Source organism: Bradyrhizobium sp. BLXBL-03 (genome assembly GCF_051853015.1).
Taxonomy (GTDB): Bacteria; Pseudomonadota; Alphaproteobacteria; order Rhizobiales; family Xanthobacteraceae; genus Bradyrhizobium; species Bradyrhizobium manausense.
In genome coordinates, this window is sequence record NZ_CP182470.1 from 3,513,975 (window position 1) to 3,531,362 (window position 17,388).

Here is a 17,388-nt window from a genome sequence, read left to right on the forward strand (position 1 = left end):
AAAATCAAGCGAAGAGTCTGAAAGCGAACCGAAGCTTCCACTGTTGTTGGCCATAGTTGGCTTCAGCAGGGGGGCGACGGCGGTCCATCCGCAGTGGCATCCCACCAACATGAGAGCAAGGGTACTGGTGTCCTGGTGCAGCAAGCACCTGGACGCGTCGGGGAGTCTTAAATCCGTTATCTAGTTTCGCTTGAAAGGATGAAAGCCCGTGAGTGATGCCAATCTGAACGCCGAAACGAATGCTGCTCTGCAAAACGGAGGAACCGACGCAAGTGCAAAGCTCCAGTTCGGCGTCCCGTTCTTCAACATGCAGACGATCTTCGGCAATCTCGCCGAACAGGGCGCATCACGGGCCCAGGCAAATTTTGCGCAGATCAAGTCGACCTCGGAGGAGATGACCGCAGCTCTCTGCGATGCCTGCTCGACCAACGCCCAGCGGGCCGCCGACTACCGCACCAAGGTCATCGAGATATCCCACGCCAACACCACGTCCACGCTGGAATTTTTTTCCCAGCTTGTCGATGCGAGGTCGTTTGCCGATCTCGTAGATCTCTCCACCGCTCATAGCCGCAAGATGCTTGAAACGGCTTCGGCCCAGAATCGCGAGCTATGGCACCTCGCCCAGAGGGTTGCGACCGAAACGGCTGAGCCGATCAAGCAGAGCTTGGATCGCGTATTGCGTAGCGCTGCTTGAATCGAAGCGGTTGGCCGCGCGGACCGGCTGGGTGAGCGTCTTCGCAAGAAAAGATGCCATCCAGCCGGTTGCGGCCCCCTCATAGTCGAGGTGATGCCAAGCTGGAGGAAATCGGGATGGGTATGGTGGTGATCAAGTGCCCGGAAACGGGAAGGGTCATTTCGACGGGCATCGAGATGGATCGCGAAAGGTTTCGGTGCACTGCAGTGTTCTTTTCGCGGACCTATTGCAAGATGTGCGCGGCGACGCACGAGTGGTTCGCCAAGGAAGCCTGGGTCTACGAGTCGGCCTTGGCGAACGGGACGTCCGGCGGCAGGGAATCGTTCGGCGGCGGCGCGGCGTGAAGCACCTTCAAGGCATCCTGCGAAACGATCCGGTCGATCCTGCGGCTCATCACCTTGTAGCACTCGCATGCGACGACTTCGAGGCGCCGCCTGTCGATCTCGAGTTGACCGCGCCGGCTGGATTTCAGCGCCCTTGACGTCCGAAGGGCCCCAATGACGTGCGTGACCGTGGTACGCCGGACGCCGAGCAATTCGGACAGCGTCTCTTGCGTCAAGGGCAGGACGTCACCGCCATCGGTCCGATCGTGGATGTGAAGCAGCCAGCGGGCTAGGCGGGCTTCGACGGAGTGCAGCGCGTTGCAGGCTGCGACATGCTGGATTTGCGTCATCAGCGCCCTGGAGAGAAGCTGAACCAAACCTCTGAGAGCGGGGCTGCGTTCGAGCGCCGTCTGAAATCGCGTGGGTGATATCTGCAACGCCGCGCCGGCGACGCGCACGACCGCGGTCATGGGTGAGCGGAGCGGCCCTAGCGCCGTCATGAGGCCGATGGCGGCGTCGTTGCCGACCACGGCGGTTGCGGCGGTCTGTCCGTTCGGCAGCTCCATGATGAGGGCGATTGCGCCGCTACAGGGGAAGTAGATGTGATCGATCCGGTCGCCCGATCGAACCAGGACTTCGTCGTGCTGGAGCGGTACTTTCCGCAAATGCGGCGCAAGCAAAGCAAAATCGGCTGGCGGTAACGCAGCTAGCAGGCGATTACCAACTCTGGTCGCGCGCTCCATCACGGGTGATTATCCCTCGACGGAAGCGGCTGGGAAACGCATCGTCTCAGCCGAGCCGCGTTGCCGCGCAGATACTCGCGCGGCGAAACAGACAAACGTATCCTAGCAGGTAAGGTTCCGTTGATCGATCGCAAGCCTTGGGCCTTGAGCCTTCGTCTCCGATCGTCATCTGATTCAGAACGATCGTCAGGCCGTTTTCACACGCTGCGCGCACGGCGCGATCGTTGCTCTACCTTAGCCCCTCATACACCATCAATCCGCGGGCGATCTGCAGTTTGCGGATCGCGCGCGGCAGCAGTTTCTCCGGCTGGTGCAGGTAGCGCCAGGAGGTGACGGTGAACGGGCCGAGCGCGCCGCATTCATCGTCGAACGGCGCGAGCACGCCGGTCACGCTGACAGGCGTATGCGGGCGGGCGTTGAAGGGCAGCAGCAGCAGCTCGAGATGCGCCTTGCTGCCGTCCTCGCGCTGCGCGGTGAGACCTGCGATCGCGCCTAAGGTCTCGTCGGCGACAATGGTCGTGATCTCCTCGATCTCGCTGCGGCTCGCGTCGGTGAACAGCGCGGCAAAGCCCTGGTCCTTGAGATCGCGGCCGGCCAGCGCGCAGACCCGCGTGCCGGCGACGCGGAACGGAAAGCCGAGTTTTTGCTCACAAGACAGCACGAAGATGTCGCCGAGCAGCTCGCGCACCGCGGCCGGGTCGATATCGGCCCGGGCAGGGGCACGCGCGCTGCCGCGCTTGTTGTCCCAATATGCGAAGAATGCGCGGCTCGATGGATGTTTCATGTTCGACGCTTACCCTCGGCGCAACCTCATGGGACAAAGCTGTCCCGCTTCAGCGCACCTGAGATCCCTTTGATGTTGTGCAGGAGGGGAATTGCAGCGTCCATGCCGCGGACGCGTTTTTGGCATCGCCAGCGCTGCCTTTGCGCCGTTAACGTTAAATTAACTATGCGCTTTGCCTGTCGGGCACGCCTGCTATGGTGATCCCGGTCGCAAGCCTCGCCGCTTTCTCCAGGTTCTCGGTGAGGCCTGTACACGGGCGTCAAACAGTTTGGTCACTGGCCGCGGGGAGGGGTGGGGATACACCTTGCTCTCCCGTCGCATCGGAAGGCCGACACGGACAGGCAGGGCTTTCCCAGGGCCCTGCCTTTTCCTTTCGTGCACTTGCGCAAGGCCGGTAAAGGCGACTATCTCCAGATCCCTTGCTTCGAGAAGCCCGCTGCCTCGATCGCGCCTGAAAGCGAAACCGCCTTGGATTCCCCGTCACAACCCCCGCCGGACCATCAGGTCGTCGTCGAAGAGGCCCCGCGCGAGCCGATCCTGACCCTGCCGTGGCCGCTGACGGCCTATGTCGCCCTGCTGGCGCTGATCCATCTGCGGGTGCTGCTGCCGCCGGAGCTGGAGAACTGGACTATCGACGTCTTCGGCTTCATTCCGAAGCGCTACGATTCCTCGCTGGTCAATCTGCAGTTCGAGGGCGGCGCCGGCGCCAAGGTCTGGACCTTCGTCACCTATTCGCTGCTGCACGCCAATCTCACCCATCTCGCCTTCAACGTGTTGTGGCTGCTGCCGTTCGGCAGCGCGCTGGCGCGGCGCTTCGGGGCTTTGCGCTTCTTCGTGTTCCTGGCGGTGACGGCGGCGGCCGGCGCGCTTGCCCATCTCGTCACCCACGAGCATGCGGTGGTGCCGATGATCGGCGCCTCGGCCTCGGTCTCGGGCGCCATGGCGGCGGCGATCCGCTTCGCCTTCGTGCGCGGCAGCTTCCTGTCGTTCAGCCGTTCGGACGCCGATACCGCCGCAAAAGTTCCGGCGCTGCCGCTGTTTCGGGCGCTGCGCGATCGACGGATCGTCGGCTTCCTCGCCGTTTGGTTCGCCCTCAACATCATCTTCGGCGTCGGCGGGATCGGCGTCGAAGGCGACAGCGCAGGTGTCGCCTGGGAAGCGCATATCGGCGGCTTCTTCGCAGGCTTGTTGCTGTTCACGCTGTTCGATCCGGTGCCGCGCGTGCGAAGCCATGATGCTGCGGATGCGTCATCACAGGACATTTCAGACGGTATTTGAAGCGGCGCTTGCGGCGCAGCCCGAATTCATCCATCATTTGCGGGAAGAATGTCCCGAAGCAGCAAGCTGATGGAGGCTGCACTTCGCAAAGCGCTCGAGCCTGCAACCGGCGCTGAAACTGTTAGTTGAAGACTCGCGAACAAGTCCGGACCGCGCAAAGCGGACGGATCCGATTCAGGGAGGCAACAATGACGGTACGTTCCATTCTCAATACCAAGGGCCACCAGATCATGAGCGTCGCGCCCGACGCCAAGCTCGCCGCCGCCGTCAAGCTGCTCGGCGAGAAGAAGATCGGCGCGGTGCTGGTGATGGACCAGAGCCGGCTCGAGGGCATCCTGTCCGAGCGCGACATCGTGCGCGTGCTCGGCGAGCGCGGTGCCGGCGTGCTGGACGAGCCGGTCTCCCAGGTCATGACGCGCAAGGTCGTGACCTGCAAGGAGACCGACACGGTCGCCGAGCTGATGGAGATGATGACCACAGGCAAGTTCCGCCACTTGCCGGTCGTCGACAACGGCAAGGTTGTCGGGCTGATCTCGATCGGCGACGTCGTCAAATGGCGCGTGCGCGAATACGAGTCCGAACAGGAAGCCCTGCGCGACTACATCAAGACGGCTTGAGGAGCTTGATCCGGAAAAGTGCGCAGCGGTTTTCCGAAAAGATCATGCTCAAACAATAACCTGAAGCGCGATGACGATCCCTGATCTCAACGCGCGTCGGGTCTTATTCGACCGCTTTCGGCGCGGCGCCTTCGGGCGCGGGCGCCAGCACCTGGATCGTTTCCTGGATCTGTTCGAGCGCGCGCTCGGCGGCGCGCGCGCCGAGCGCGATCAGGTCCTCGGCACGATGAAAGTCGAACCAGCCGAACTGGCCGACCCGCGGCGTGATCAGAAAATCCGGCGGATCGCCGGCGAGCCGCGCCCGGGTGATGCGGTCCTGCATGATGTTGAAGGCATCGATCATGACCGACGAGATGCCTGGACGGCCGGCAGTGCCGAAAAACTCGCGCTTGACGGTTCTCTCCGCCGAGAAGATGCGCGGAAAACGCCGCTTGGCGGGGGTCTCTTCAGTGACAGGGCTGGCGACAGGCACGGGCATCGCCCCATGCGCATGGATCGTCGTCGAATGGGTGAAGATGTCGGTGGACAGATTGACCGCGATGACGATTTCGGCGCCGAGCGCCCGCGCCGCTGACACCGGCACCGGGTTCACCAGCGCGCCGTCCACCAGCCAGCGATCGCCGACCATCACGGGCGCGAAGATGCCGGGCAACGCATACGAGGCGCGCATCGCCTCGACCAGACGGCCGCGTGTCAGCCAGATCTCATGGCCGGTCCGGACCTCGGTCGCGACCGAGGCATATTTCATCGGCAGGTCCTCGATCAGGGTTTGGCCGATCGATTGCTCCAGCCGGCTTGCAAGCTTCTCGCCGCCGATCAGACCCGAGCCGTTGAGGCGGATGTCGAGATAGCCGAGGATGTTGCGCACGCCCTGCAGGCTGCGGGCCCAGTCTTCCAGCGCGTCGAGCCGGTCGGCCGCATAGGCGCCGCCGACCGCGGCGCCGATCGAGGTGCCGACCACGACATCGGGCACGATGCCGTTGGCCAGCAGCGTTCTCATGATACCGATATGGGCAAAACCGCGCGCCGCGCCGCCGCCGAGGGCAAGACCGATAACGGGCCGGCGGATACTGCCGAGACCGACTTTCTCGCCATTTGCGCCGTTCACACCCCGACCTCTCAACATATCCAGCACCGAAACTCTCCTACTCCGGGCCTTCCTCACTCCAGAGTAGGCGCCGCGCTTCCGCTTCGCCAGAAACAGGGCAAAGCATGGTTTATAGCGTTCGGGACGCAGGGGGCAGGAGTGTGGCGAGAGCCCGTTGCCTGAGATCTAATCACGCAGGCGTCAACCGGGTTCCACAGAACCGTAATCCATGGGATTTCAGAGGCTTGAATTTGCCGCGTTTTCGGTGAAAAGCAGGAAGCATGACTCCAGGGGGTGACGGCATCATCAGATGGCGGCGCGGCGGCAGGCTGCTGCCGGCGCTTGTCTTTGCCGCATCCGTGGCCGCGTGCCTCGTTACCTCGGGCCAAAACGCTGCGCGGGCGCAGCTTTTCTCCGATCGTCCGCCGCCAGTGCCGCCAGCCTCGGTGCCCGATCCCGGCGGCGCCGTCAGCCTCGCCCCGCCGTCCGGTCCCGGCGCCGGTCCCCCGAGCCTGCCGCCGACCCTGACCCAGCCGAATACGCCGAGCATGCCGCCACCGGCGGTGTCGACCGTGCCGCCGTCCGCGCCGCTCAGCGCGGCCGTGCCGGGCCAGGGTGTGCTGTCGCTGACCGCGAGATACGGCAAGGATTCTCCGGCGATCAACGGCGGCCTGGTCTGGCGCGTCTTTTCCGACCGTCCCGACGAGAACGGCACCTTCAGGCTGATCAAGGAGGACCGCAGCGCCACCCCCAGCATCGTGCTGCCGCCCGGCAATTACGTCGTGCACGTCGCCTTCGGCCTCGTCAGCGCGGTGCGCACCGTCAGCCTGAAGGCCGAGACGGACCGCGAGTCCTTCGTGCTGCCGGCCGGGGGCCTGCGCATCGAGGGCCGCGTCGGCACCAGCCGCATTCCGCAGAACCAGATCTCGTTTGCGATCTACAAGGGCAGCCAGTTCGAATCCGGCGAGCGCGCCGCGTTGGTGCCGAACGTCGCCGCCGGCGACGTCGTGCTGATCCCGGAAGGCACCTACTACATCATCTCCAATTACGGGGACGCCAATTCGGTGGTGCGCTCGGACATCCGCGTCCAGACCGGCAAGCTCACCGACGTCACCATCACCCACCGCGCTGCCGTGATCACGCTCAAGCTCGTCAGCGACAAGGGCGGCGAGGCGCTCGCCAACACCGCCTGGTCGGTGCTGACGCCCGGCGGCGACGTCATCAAGGAATCAATCGGCGCCTTCCCGCGCGTCGTGCTCTCCGAAGGCGAATACCGCGCCATCGCCAAGAACGAGGGCAAGGTCTACGAGCGCGGCTTCAACGTCGTCAACGGCGTCGACGGCGAGGTCGAGGTCGTGGCGCGGTAGTTGCGGCCTCCGCAACATCGCACCGCGCTTCTCATCCAGCGCATCTCCAGACGCGAGACGGACCTAACATTTGTTGCGAACGTCCGGTGAGCGTTTGCTTACTAGACATTCCCCACTGTGTTTCGCTTTGCATACCGCTGTAAGCGCTACCAAGCTCCGTCGAAGGATTTGGAAACACCGGCGGCATCGGCTTATTCCAGCCTCACCGCGACGTCGTCACACCTTTGCAAGATACGCATTTCCGATAATCAATTTCATTCGCTTTCCGTCCTGCTGGGTTATATGTCGGGCATCCGTCCAATGGGGACGCCGGCGCGGCCTCGGGTAGGCTGCGTGGCCGGCAAGGAGCAGGGGACCAAGCGCGTCGGCATGTTCGAAGTGATCCTCACCAGGCGCAAACGGCTCGGTTGGCGGTGGCAGGTCTGCGACCAGTCCGGCAAGGTTTTTGCCGGTGGCTTCGAGCGCACGCGTCCGTCAGCCAAATATCACGGCGAGCGCGCCCTATTTTTCCTGCTGTCGCAGGCCTATTTGCGCAACCGCTCGGCGGCGTCGAGCGAGGATTAGGGGCCCGATCTTGTAGGGTGGGTTAGCCCTGCAGATACGCGAAGCGTATCTGGAGGGCGTAACCCACCACTTTCGTCTCCGCGGGACGCAGAAGAGGTGGGTTACGCCGGGCGATTACGCTTCGCGCAATCGCAGGGCTAACCACCCTACGCATTTACAATCTCTTGCGTTGCCTGGCGGGCAAAACACCCAAGGCGTGGGGCAATATCTGCATGCAAGAATATTCCCCTTTACCGAAATTCGGAAATGGCGTATGTATCGCGCAACCCGGCCCATGGAAGAGGGGCGTATCGCGATCGTCACGACGCGGGCCGGACGGCGGTGGGCGCAGGCCACATCGGCGCGATCAGGCTTTGCAGGGCGGGCAACCGTGAGCGAAGGCATCGCGCAAACGACCGGTGTGATTGCCGCGTACGGCAAAATCGTGTGGTCCTGGCGCCCGGAGCCTGTGCGCCAAGTCTCGTGGTGATGCGTGTGACCCGACCGGGTCCTTGCATCAGCCATCTGCGAGACGACGGGGGCAATAGTGCATCGCTCCCCGGGGAGATCACGACATAAGCCGTTCCAACCACTGCGCAGGGAAGGCCGGATGTTTCGGCTTCACCTGTATGCCGCTGTGCAGCCTCTTGTAGCGCAGACTATCGCACAGTGGACCGCGGGTGCCAGTCGGGCACCCGGTCTTCCCTGCGCCCTCTTTCATTTGAGGGTGAGGCGACAAGCAGAACTCGGGCGAGATGAGCCGCGAGGATGCGAAAGTGTGTCTGCGATGAAGATACAAATTGATGAAGCGACCATGCTTCCGCACACGCCGTCATTGCGAGCGCAGCGAAGCAATCCAGAAATCCCTCCGCGGAAAGACTCTGGATTGCTTCCGCCTTCGCCAAGGCTTCGGCGGACAAGTCGCTGCGCTCGCAATGACGATGTGGAGAGAGTTTCGCACCAAACTTCAATCGCGTGCCCATGGAAGCCGGAAGTTCGATAAGTGCGCCTCACGGGCGGCTTAGCTCGGGGGGAAAGCTGCCATAGACCAGTTCCTTGAAGGCGGGCGTGATGCGGCCGCGTTCGTTCTGGGTCTGCTGCATCAGGAGGTAGACCATATCGAGCTTGGGATCGACGCCGAAATAGGTGCCGCTGCCCGAGTCCCATTTCAATTCGCCGATCGAGCCCGCCGGCGGCGGCTTGGCGTTGCCGGGGTCGGTTCGGACCGCAAGGCCGTAGCCATAACCGAAGCCATCGCCGGGGAAATAGAAATAGTCGCGTTCCACGCCGGAGCCGGGCCCGATCTGATCACTCGTCATGGCCTTGAAGGCGGCCGGGCTGAGGCAGCGCTTGCCGCCGAGCTCGCCGCCCTTGAGCAGCATTTGCGCGAAGCGTTGATAGTCAGTGATGGTCGAGAGCAGGCCGCCGCCGCCGGATTGCCATTCCGGATGGTCGAGGCGTTCGCGCTCGCCATCGAGCAGGATCTGGTCGCTCGGCAGCGGTCGGGCCAACCGCTCGATCTCGTCTTGTGTCGACAGCAGGAATTTGGTGCTGGTCATGCCGAGCGGATCGAAGATGCGCTGCTTCAGCGCATCGTACAGCGTCTGCCCGGTGATGATCTCGATGACGGCCCCGAGCACGTCGGTCGAATGACCGTAGCGCCACAGCGTCCCCGGTTGGCGCGCCAGCGGCAGCCGGGCGATACGGTCGGCGAATTCCCGGTTGTTGAAGGGGCCTTCGAAGATATGCGCCGCCTTGTAGGCGAGCTCGACCCATCTGCCGCCGATATAATCGTAGGTGATGCCCGAGGTGTGCCGCATCAAATCCCTGATGGTCACCGCATGGAGCGGCGGCACCACCTCGAGCGCCATCGAGCCATCGGGCTTGGTGATTTCCATTCCCACCTTGGTGGCAGCGAAGAGCGGGATGTATTTCGACACGGGATCGGTGAGCGCCAGCTTGCCCTCGTCGATCAGCATCATTGCCGCCAGGCTGGTGATCGGCTTGGTCATCGAATGGACAGCGAAGATCGTGTCCGGCGTCATCGACAGCCGGGTCCTGACGTCGCGCACGCCGAACATCTTGAAATAGACAGGCTTGCCGTGCTGCTGGATCAGCACGATCGCGCCCGCCAAGCGGCCGCTGGTCACCTCGTTTTCGAAGAATGCGGTGATGCCTCGCAGCCTGTCGGGCGCGGGAGCGGGGACGTCGCCAGCGCGGCTCTGCGCCATCGTGCCGGCCAGCATCGCGGCCCCGACCAGAAATTCACGACGCTTCATCCGGGCTTCCTCCCTCGCCGGGAGCAAGCCGCAAGACATCAGGGGCGTCAATAAAACTCCGATTAGAAACGGGTCACGATTTCGGAAAGGACCGGGCGCGGGCGATCCTCGCTCGGCTTGGTCGGTTTGCCGATATGCACGAGGCCTGCGAGTTTCTCGTCCGCCTTGAGGCCGAGTCCGTCAAGCACGTCGCGATCGAAGGCGAACCAGCCGGTCAGCCAGGCCGCGCCGTAGCCAAGCGCGGTGGCGGCCGTGACGATGTTCATGGCGCTGGCGCCCGCCGACAGCTCCTGCTCCCACGCCGGCACCTTGGGATGCGGCTTGGTGAAGCTGACGATCCCGATCACCAGCGGCGCATCGGTCAGGCGCTTGCGTTCGGTCTCGATATCGGCTGCGGGGGCGCCGGGATTCTTGCGGGCGAAGACTCTTGCGATCACCTCGCCGGCGCGCTGGCGCGCATCGCCCTCGAAAATGATGAAGCGCCAGGGCGTGAGCTTGCCGTGATCAGGCACGCGCGCGCCGATCGTGAGAATGGTCTCGAGCTCGGCCGGCGAGGGGCCGGGGCCGGTCATCTCGCGCGGCTTGACCGAGCGGCGGGTTTTCAGGAGTTCGATGGCATCAGGCATTGCGATGGCCTCTTCGGATGGACGACGGGCGTGCCATGCCGAGATAGGCATGCACGCCCGCAACCGAAAGCGATTTTAGACCGATTTCAACGATCAGACCGCGCCGCGCGCCCGCCGGACGTCAGGCGGGGTGGCCTCGTCGACGAGGGCGGCGATTGCCTCCTCCGTCGTCATCACCTTCTGGCCGTCGCTGCCAAGCCGGCGGACCGAGACCGAATGCGTCTCGGCCTCCTTCTTGCCGACCACGAGCAGCGCCGGAATCTTGGCCAGCGAATGCTCGCGGACCTTGTAGTTGATCTTTTCGTTGCGCAGGTCGATCTCGACCCGCAACCCGGCGCGTCGCGCCTGCTCCAGCACCACCTTGGCGTATTCATCGCCTTCCGAGGTGATGGTGGTGACGACGGCCTGCACCGGCGAGAGCCAGAGCGGGAAGTTGCCGGCATAGTGCTCGATCAGGATGCCGATATAGCGCTCCATCGAGCCGCAGATTGCGCGGTGCACCATGACAGGCGGTTTCTTGCCGCCGTCATGGTCGATGTAGAACGCACCGAAGCGTTCCGGCAGGTTGAAGTCGACCTGCGTGGTACCGCACTGCCAGTCGCGCCCGATGGCGTCGCGCAGCACGTACTCGAACTTCGGCCCGTAGAAGGCGCCTTCGCCCGGGTTGATCTCGGTCTTGATGTGGTTGTTCTGCGCCTGGATCTCGCGCAGCACCGTCGCCATCACGCGCTCGGCGTGATCCCACATCGCATCCGTGCCGACGCGCTTTTCCGGCCGCGTCGAGAGCTTGACCGTGAGATCGCCGGTGAAGCCGAAATCGGCATAGGTCGACAGGATCAGATCGTTGATCTTCAGGCATTCCTCGGCGAGCTGGTCCTCGGTGCAGAAGATGTGCGCATCGTCCTGGGTGAAGCCGCGCACGCGCATCAGCCCGTGCATGGCGCCGGACGGCTCATAGCGATGCACCACGCCGAACTCGGCGAGGCGCAAGGGCAGGTCGCGGTAGCTCTTCAGGCCATGCTTGAAGATCTGGACGTGGCCGGGGCAGTTCATCGGCTTCAGCGCGAACCAGCGCTTGTCCTCGGCCTCGTCGCCGGCCGACTGCGCCGCGAACATGTTCTCGCGGTACCAGCCCCAATGGCCAGAGGTCTCCCACAGCACCTTGTCGAGGATCTGCGGCGCGTTGACCTCGCTGTAATCGCCGGTCAGGCGGCGGCGCATATAGGCGATCAGCTGCTGGAAAATCGTCCAGCCCTTGGGGTGCCAGAACACGACGCCGGGACCTTCCTCCTGGAAATGGAAGAGGTCGAGCTCGCGTCCGAGCTTGCGATGGTCGCGCTTCTCGGCTTCCTCGATCTGCTTGAGATAAGCGTCGAGGTCCTCCTGCTTGGCGAAGGCCGTGCCATAGATGCGGGTCAGCATCGGGTTGTTGCTGTCGCCGCGCCAATAGGCGCCGGCCACCTTCATCAGCTTGAAGGCGCCTCCGACCTTGCCGGTCGAGGTCATGTGCGGGCCGCGGCAGAGATCGAACCAGTCGCCCTGGTAGTAGATCTTGATCGGCTCGTGGCCGGGAATGGCGTCGACCAACTCGACCTTGAAGGCCTCGCCCTTGTCGCGGAACACCTGCTTGGTTTTCTCGCGATCCCAAACCTCTTTCGTGAAAGGCTTGTCGCGCGCGATGATCTCGCGCATCTTTTTCTCGATCGCGGCAAAGTCTTCCGGCGTGAACGGCTCATTGCGGAAGAAGTCGTAATAGAAGCCGTTCTCGATCACGGGGCCGATGGTCACCTGCGTGCCCGGCCACAGCGTCTGCACGGCTTCAGCGAGCACGTGGGCGCAGTCGTGGCGGATCAGCTCCAGCGCCTCCGGCTCGTCGCGCGAGATCAGCCTGAGCTTGGCATCGGCCTCGATGGGGTCGTTGAGATCGGCGAGCACGCCGTCGAGCATCATCGCCACGGTGCGCTTGGCGAGCGAGGGCGAGATGCCCTTGGCGATGTCGAGGCCGGTGATGCTCTTGTCATATTGGCGCTGGGCGCCGTCGGGGAAGGTGAGGGTGACTTTGGCTGCGGGGGACACGGGCTTCAGATTGCTGAGGGAATATTGGAAGCCGGATTCGGATTTGGGCTGGTCGGACATTGCTTTTCTCCTGAGGCTCACTCCTGCGAACGAGCGCAGGTAAGCGGGAACGAGCGATATAACAGGCGATTCGGCCCGTGCAATCCGGCATTTCCAAGAAAGTGGCGCGCAAAAGCGGAGGCGGCGCGTCAACTATTTCGAGCCGCGCCCTTTAACGGGCCGCCAGCCGCTCTACATGCAGCTGCATGGAAACTCCCCGCGCCGGCCGTTTTACGGCAACCGCCCTGATGCTTGGCAATCTCGTGACCGGCTGCTCGGTGCTGGCTCCTGCGGGGATGCTGCCGGAGATGTCGACCGGGCTCGGCATCAGCATCCACGCCGCCGGGCTGCTCATCACTTATGGTGCGATCACGCTGTGCATCGGCTCGCCGCTGACGGCGTGGCTGACCAGCCGCATCGAACGGCGGATGCTGCTCACGACCACGCTTGCGGTGCTGGCCCTTGGCAATCTCGCCTCGGCCTTTGCACCCGACTACACGAGCCTCCTCCTCATCCGCCTGGTGATGCTCGCCGTCGGCGCGCTGTACACGCCGCAGGCCGCTGGCACGGCGGCGCTGATCGTGCCGGCGGAGCGGCGTGGCAGCACGATCGCCTATCTCTTCCTCGGCTGGTCGCTTGCGGCCGCCGTCGGCCTGCCGCTGATCACCTTCATCGCCAGTCGCTATGGCTGGCGCGCCGCCTACGGCACGATCGGCGCGCTCGGATGTGTGAGCTTCCTGATGCTGCTGGTGCGGCTGCCGGCCGGCCTGAAGGGTGCGCCGGTCGACCTGAGGACGTGGAGCGAGGTTGGCCGCAACAGGTCTATCCTGCTGCTGCTTTTGATCACGATGCTGCAAATGTCCGGACAGTTCGCGGTGTTCACCTTCATGGGCCCGCTGCTCAAGAAGCTGACCGACGCAAGCCCGGACGCGATTGGCCTCGTGTTCGGCATCTACGGTGTGTGCGGCTTCCTCGGCGTCGTGGTGGCGAGCCGCATCGTCGATACCTGGGGCCCTTATCGGACGTCATTGCTGTTCACGTGCCTGTTGCTGGCGGGCATCTCGGGGTGGGCGATTGGCGCGGGCAGCCTGGTGTTGATGGCGACCGCGGTTGCGATCTGGGGGCTGGGCTTTGCCTCGACCAATTCGATGCAGCAGGTGCGCCTGGTCGCCGCCGCCCCGCCGCTCGCGCCCGCAACCGTCGCGCTCAATACGTCGGTCCTCTATATCGGCCAGGCCATCGGCTCCGCCGTCGGCGGGCTGTTGTTTGCCCGCGACCTGCTGCACAGCACAGGCTTCGTGGCGGTCGGTCTTGTCGTCCTGGCGCTGGTCCTGGTGGTCCTGAGCCGGCCCCGGCCGGCCGCTGTGGCCTCGGTCTGATGGCTGTGTTTGCCTTGCGCAAGGCGCTTGGCAAACGGCGCGGGAGGGCGCTAGAAGGCCAGAGGTGGGGACCAAAGAGAGTTGACTGAAATGAGGATGATTCTGGCGATTGCCGCGGTGCTCTATTCAGCCTCCGCACTTGCGCAAACCGACAAGCCACCGATGGTGGGGGACAAGCCGCTGGTGCAGGTCAAGCCCAAGGGGACCAAGGGTGGGACCAAGGAAGCGGCTGCCAAGCCGGCCGCTGCTGCGGCAGCGAAGGGCAAGCCGCAATCGGTCGCGGCGCGGCTCCAGGCCTGCCTCGACGTGGATGATGGCACAAAGGACCGGCTCAATTGCTACGACGCCATCATCCCGCCCGCGCCCAAGCCGAAGCCGCCCAAGGCCAAGGGCTACGCCGATTGCAAATTCTTCAAGGAAGAGGACGAGCGGCTGGCCTGCTTCAACGGCTTTGCCGAGAGCATTCCGAAGCTACCGAAGAGCTGAGCGCCCGGTCGCTCGTGTCCGGGCTAGCGGCTCGGTGCCGATGAGCTGGCAGCCGCAACGCGCGCCAGTGCCAGCGCCGGCGTTGCCGACATCTTCACCAAGACGTCCTTGAGCGGGTATTGCGTCCACGCGCGGTTGACGTAGTCGCGATGGGTGATGCCCTCTCCGGTTTCGACGAACACGACGCTGCCCGGACGCAAGGGGCCGTCCATGTCCTCGGAGACACCGATACCCTTTTGCTTGAGCACGCTCATCAGCTCGCGGTCGCGCCTTGCCGTGTAGTGGGTGTAGGAGCTGACGAAGAAGCCGGAGCGGTGGCTCTCGATCCAGGACGCGAACTTGTCCATTTCGCCATAGACCGCATCGAGCAGCACGACGCCGCGGACGCGATCGCTGATGCCGCCGACCTCGAGGCTCCACGCGGTCGGCAGGAAGCCGCCGCTATAGCCGACGATCACGATCGGCATGTTGGCGAAGGCGCGCGCGCTGTTGGGATCGCCGGTCAGCTGCGCGAGGTGGCTCGCCGATTCTTCCATGAAGCGTTTGAGGCCGCCGGGCTGCCAGAATTTTCCGGCGCTGGAATCGGCGGCATCGACGGCCATCTGCGGCGCCAGCAGCACGGCGTTGGCGCCGGAATCGGTGATTTGCTGCGGCACCAGCTGGCGGTCGCGCACGTCGCGCTCGAGCGTCGCGCCGTTGCCGTGGAAGAACACCACGATCACGCCAGGCTTGCGTACGTCGAAATGTTCGGGGACGTGCACCAGCACGCGGCTGTCGTTGTAGGTCTCGTCCTGCCAGAACACGCGGCCCGAATAGCTGCGATGGCCGCGACGGTCGCCCTTGGAGATGTTGAGGAAGGGCGCGTCGGAGGCGGGGTTGTTGCCGAAATAGGGGAAGGCCGAGGTCTTCATGCTGACGAGGGTCGTCAGATCCTGGCGCGGCGGACGCTGAAAGGGGACCTGCGGCGCGAGCGAGGCGACCTTGTAGGGCGCCTGCTCCGGCTGCTGCCGGACAGCGCGCTTGGGCGAGAAGTCCGACATCTGCCGCTGCAGGAAACTCTCGCTCGCCGAGGGAAAGCGCTCTTTGAACTGCGGGGCAGGGAAGCGATCCTCGAACGTGTCGCCGCTTGCGACGCGCTGATTGGCGGCCTGCGGGTTGGTCTTCGCAACGACCTGGACGTTGGCCTGCGAGCTTGCCGCAAGCGCTGTCGGATTGGGCGACTGACCGCATTGAACCAGCGTGAGCGACAGGGGCACCAAGCCTGAGGTCAGGGCGATCCGAAGCGCGCGACCGCGCGCCCCGGACCCCCAGGTCCGGTCAGCGCGCATGTCTGCCCTCAATTCAGGAACGGCCCCGACCATCCACCCATGACCCCAAGCATGACCCCATCCAAGTCACGAACCATCAGCAATCTTTAAGACCATTGAGCCGACTGGCGTTTAGGCGACGTTAAGCGTCCGGAGAAACTTCCCCACCTCCGGAATGACCGAAAATTGCCACGCAATCGTGTCGCGATTGTGGGAGAGACAGGCGCATCAGCGCGGCGGACTGCGGGTTTGTTGGGCCAAAGCGGGGAGAGAAGGTGGCTGGTTACCGATTTTGGCCGCCTCATTTAACCCTTGTTAACCCTGCTTGAATTGACTGAACCAATCTGCACGATGCCTCCAACGAGGCTCGACGCCTGAGGCTCAAGGACCAGATGACGGCATCAGATGCGGGAACTGCGCCCTGGAGCGGGCGACTGACCGGCGGCTCCGGCGTTTCCGTTCTGGTCGCAACCGCGATCGTGGTTGCGGACATGATCGGGGTGGGCGTCTTCACCAGCCTCGGCTTCCAGGTCAAGGATATCCCCTCGGGTTTCTCCATCCTCGCGCTATGGACGGTCGGCGGCATCGTCGCGCTGTGCGGCGTGTTTTCCTACAGCGAGCTGGGCGCGATGTTTCCGCGCTCGAGCGGCGAGTACAATTTCCTCGGTCGCGCCTATCACCCGGCCTTCGGTTTCCTTGCCGGCTGGGTCTCGGCGACGGTCGGCTTCGCAGCGCCCGTGGCGCTCGCGGCCATGGCGTTTGGCGAATACGCCAAGTCGGTGATGCCGGATCTTCCGCCGATCCCCCTTGCCATCGGCGTCGTCTGGCTGGTCTCGATCGTGCAACTGACCGGCGTGAGGCATTCGTCGACCTTTCAGTTGATCTCGACCATTCTCAAGGTCGTGCTGATCATCGCTTTCCTGATCGCCGGCTTCGTCATCGGTACGCCGCAGCCGATCTCCTTTGCTCCGCACGCTGGCGATCTCGCCCATATCGTGAGCGCGCCTTTCGCGATCGGGCTCGTCTTCGTGATGTACTCGTTCTCCGGCTGGAATGCCGCAACCTACATCATCGGCGAGATGAACACGCCGCAGCAGAGCCTTCCGCGCGCGCTGCTTGCGGGTACGCTGATCGTCCTGGTGCTGTATGTCGCGCTCAATGCGGTGTTCCTTCATGCGACGCCGATCAGCGCGCTGGCGGGCCAGCTCGATGTCGCAAGCGTCGCCGGCAGCGCTATCTTCGGCGCGCTTGGCGGCCGCATCGTCGGGGCAATGATCTGCGTCGGCCTGATCTCCTCGATCAGCGCGATGATGTGGATCGGCCCGCGCGTGATGATGACGATGGGGGAGGACATTCCCGCGCTGCGCGTGTTCTCGAAGCGATCGGTGAGAGGCGCGCCTGCCTACGCCATCCTGTTTCAGCTCGCGGTCGCCAACCTGCTGCTGTTCACGCGCAGCTTCGAGGCCGTGCTCGACTTCATCCAGTTCGCGCTCTTGTTCTGCTCGTTCTTCACGGTGGCCGGCGTCATCAAGCTGCGCATCACCGATCCTGATTTGCCGCGGCCTTACCGCGCCTGGGGATACCCGTTCACGCCGCTCATTTTCCTGCTCGTGACCGCGTTCATGATGTACTACCTCCTGACCGAGCGGCCCGTGCAGTCGCTATCGGGGATGCTCGTCATGCTCGCGGGCCTGTTGATTTATGCTGTTTTCCGCAGGCGGCCGGTCGCCGCAGCCAATTCACACAATCGCGAATAGACA

Annotated in this window: 15 protein-coding genes; 8 read left to right on the top strand and 7 right to left on the bottom strand. The window is 63.9% G+C overall.

Translation table 11 applies throughout. The features are described from left to right. Window positions 1-307 precede the first annotated feature (307 nt). Window positions 308-694, top strand: a complete 387-nt coding sequence (locus ACNJX9_RS16715; RefSeq protein WP_439409571.1) for a phasin — start codon at window positions 308-310, stop codon at window positions 692-694. 277 nt (window positions 695-971) lie between these two features. Here the strand turns inward: ACNJX9_RS16715 and ACNJX9_RS16720 are convergent, their stop codons facing one another. Both ACNJX9_RS16720 and ACNJX9_RS16725 read right to left on the bottom strand, forming a co-directional pair. Further along, complete coding sequence (locus ACNJX9_RS16720) at window positions 972-1,649, bottom strand: Crp/Fnr family transcriptional regulator (RefSeq protein WP_439410072.1); 678 nt, start codon at window positions 1,647-1,649, stop codon at window positions 972-974. Window positions 1,650-1,989: 340 nt separating this feature from the next. After that, window positions 1,990-2,544, bottom strand: a complete 555-nt coding sequence (locus ACNJX9_RS16725; protein WP_439409572.1) for a PAS domain-containing protein — start codon at window positions 2,542-2,544, stop codon at window positions 1,990-1,992. A gap of 468 nt (window positions 2,545-3,012) precedes the next feature. On the opposite strand from ACNJX9_RS16725, the gene ACNJX9_RS16730 reads away from it, so the two are divergent. Beyond that, on the top strand, window positions 3,013-3,822 hold the full coding sequence (locus ACNJX9_RS16730) for a rhomboid family intramembrane serine protease (RefSeq protein WP_057744368.1): 810 nt from the start codon (window positions 3,013-3,015) through the stop codon (window positions 3,820-3,822). 188 nt (window positions 3,823-4,010) lie between these two features. Next, window positions 4,011-4,439 (top strand): CBS domain-containing protein, encoded by a 429-nt coding sequence (locus ACNJX9_RS16735; RefSeq protein ID WP_057744276.1) that lies wholly within the window; start codon window positions 4,011-4,013, stop codon window positions 4,437-4,439. Between the two features lie 103 nt (window positions 4,440-4,542). On the opposite strand, the gene ACNJX9_RS16740 is transcribed toward ACNJX9_RS16735, so the two are convergent. Next, window positions 4,543-5,574 (bottom strand): patatin-like phospholipase family protein, encoded by a 1,032-nt coding sequence (locus ACNJX9_RS16740; RefSeq protein ID WP_439409573.1) that lies wholly within the window; start codon window positions 5,572-5,574, stop codon window positions 4,543-4,545. A gap of 233 nt (window positions 5,575-5,807) precedes the next feature. On the opposite strand from ACNJX9_RS16740, the gene ACNJX9_RS16745 reads away from it, so the two are divergent. Both ACNJX9_RS16745 and ACNJX9_RS16750 read left to right on the top strand, forming a co-directional pair. Continuing rightward, window positions 5,808-6,893 (top strand): hypothetical protein, encoded by a 1,086-nt coding sequence (locus ACNJX9_RS16745; protein ID WP_057744273.1) that lies wholly within the window; start codon window positions 5,808-5,810, stop codon window positions 6,891-6,893. A 168-nt stretch (window positions 6,894-7,061) separates the two neighbouring features. Beyond that, a complete protein-coding gene (locus tag ACNJX9_RS16750) occupies window positions 7,062-7,457 on the top strand; it encodes a hypothetical protein (RefSeq protein ID WP_439409574.1) in 396 nt (131 codons plus the stop codon). Between the two features lie 989 nt (window positions 7,458-8,446). Here the strand turns inward: ACNJX9_RS16750 and ACNJX9_RS16755 are convergent. From ACNJX9_RS16755 to thrS, 3 genes are all read right to left on the bottom strand, one after another. Further along, a complete protein-coding gene (locus ACNJX9_RS16755) occupies window positions 8,447-9,715 on the bottom strand; it encodes a serine hydrolase domain-containing protein (protein ID WP_439409575.1) in 1,269 nt (422 codons plus the stop codon). A 62-nt stretch (window positions 9,716-9,777) separates the two neighbouring features. Further along, on the bottom strand, window positions 9,778-10,341 hold the full coding sequence (locus ACNJX9_RS16760; RefSeq protein ID WP_271619656.1) for a nitroreductase family protein: 564 nt from the start codon (window positions 10,339-10,341) through the stop codon (window positions 9,778-9,780). 93 nt (window positions 10,342-10,434) lie between these two features. Next, a complete protein-coding gene (gene thrS, locus ACNJX9_RS16765) occupies window positions 10,435-12,477 on the bottom strand; it encodes a threonine--tRNA ligase (RefSeq protein WP_439409576.1) in 2,043 nt (680 codons plus the stop codon). Between the two features lie 185 nt (window positions 12,478-12,662). Between thrS and ACNJX9_RS16770 the strand changes: the two genes are divergently transcribed. Together ACNJX9_RS16770 and ACNJX9_RS16775 are read left to right on the top strand one after the other, a co-directional pair. Next, window positions 12,663-13,835 carry an MFS transporter gene (locus ACNJX9_RS16770; RefSeq protein ID WP_439409577.1) on the top strand — a complete coding sequence of 391 codons (1,173 nt, stop codon included), beginning with the start codon at window positions 12,663-12,665 and terminating at the stop codon, window positions 13,833-13,835. 90 nt (window positions 13,836-13,925) lie between these two features. Next, window positions 13,926-14,321, top strand: a complete 396-nt coding sequence (locus ACNJX9_RS16775; RefSeq protein ID WP_439409578.1) for a hypothetical protein — start codon at window positions 13,926-13,928, stop codon at window positions 14,319-14,321. Window positions 14,322-14,344: 23 nt separating this feature from the next. Here the strand turns inward: ACNJX9_RS16775 and ACNJX9_RS16780 are convergent, their stop codons facing one another. Then, the gene (locus tag ACNJX9_RS16780; RefSeq protein WP_439409580.1) at window positions 14,345-15,649 is read right to left on the bottom strand and encodes an alpha/beta hydrolase; all 1,305 of its coding nucleotides are present in this window, start codon (window positions 15,647-15,649) and stop codon (window positions 14,345-14,347) included. Between the two features lie 371 nt (window positions 15,650-16,020). On the opposite strand from ACNJX9_RS16780, the gene ACNJX9_RS16785 reads away from it, so the two are divergent. Continuing rightward, window positions 16,021-17,385, top strand: coding sequence for an APC family permease (locus ACNJX9_RS16785; protein WP_439409581.1), 1,365 nt, complete (start codon window positions 16,021-16,023; stop codon window positions 17,383-17,385). Window positions 17,386-17,388 lie beyond the last annotated feature (3 nt).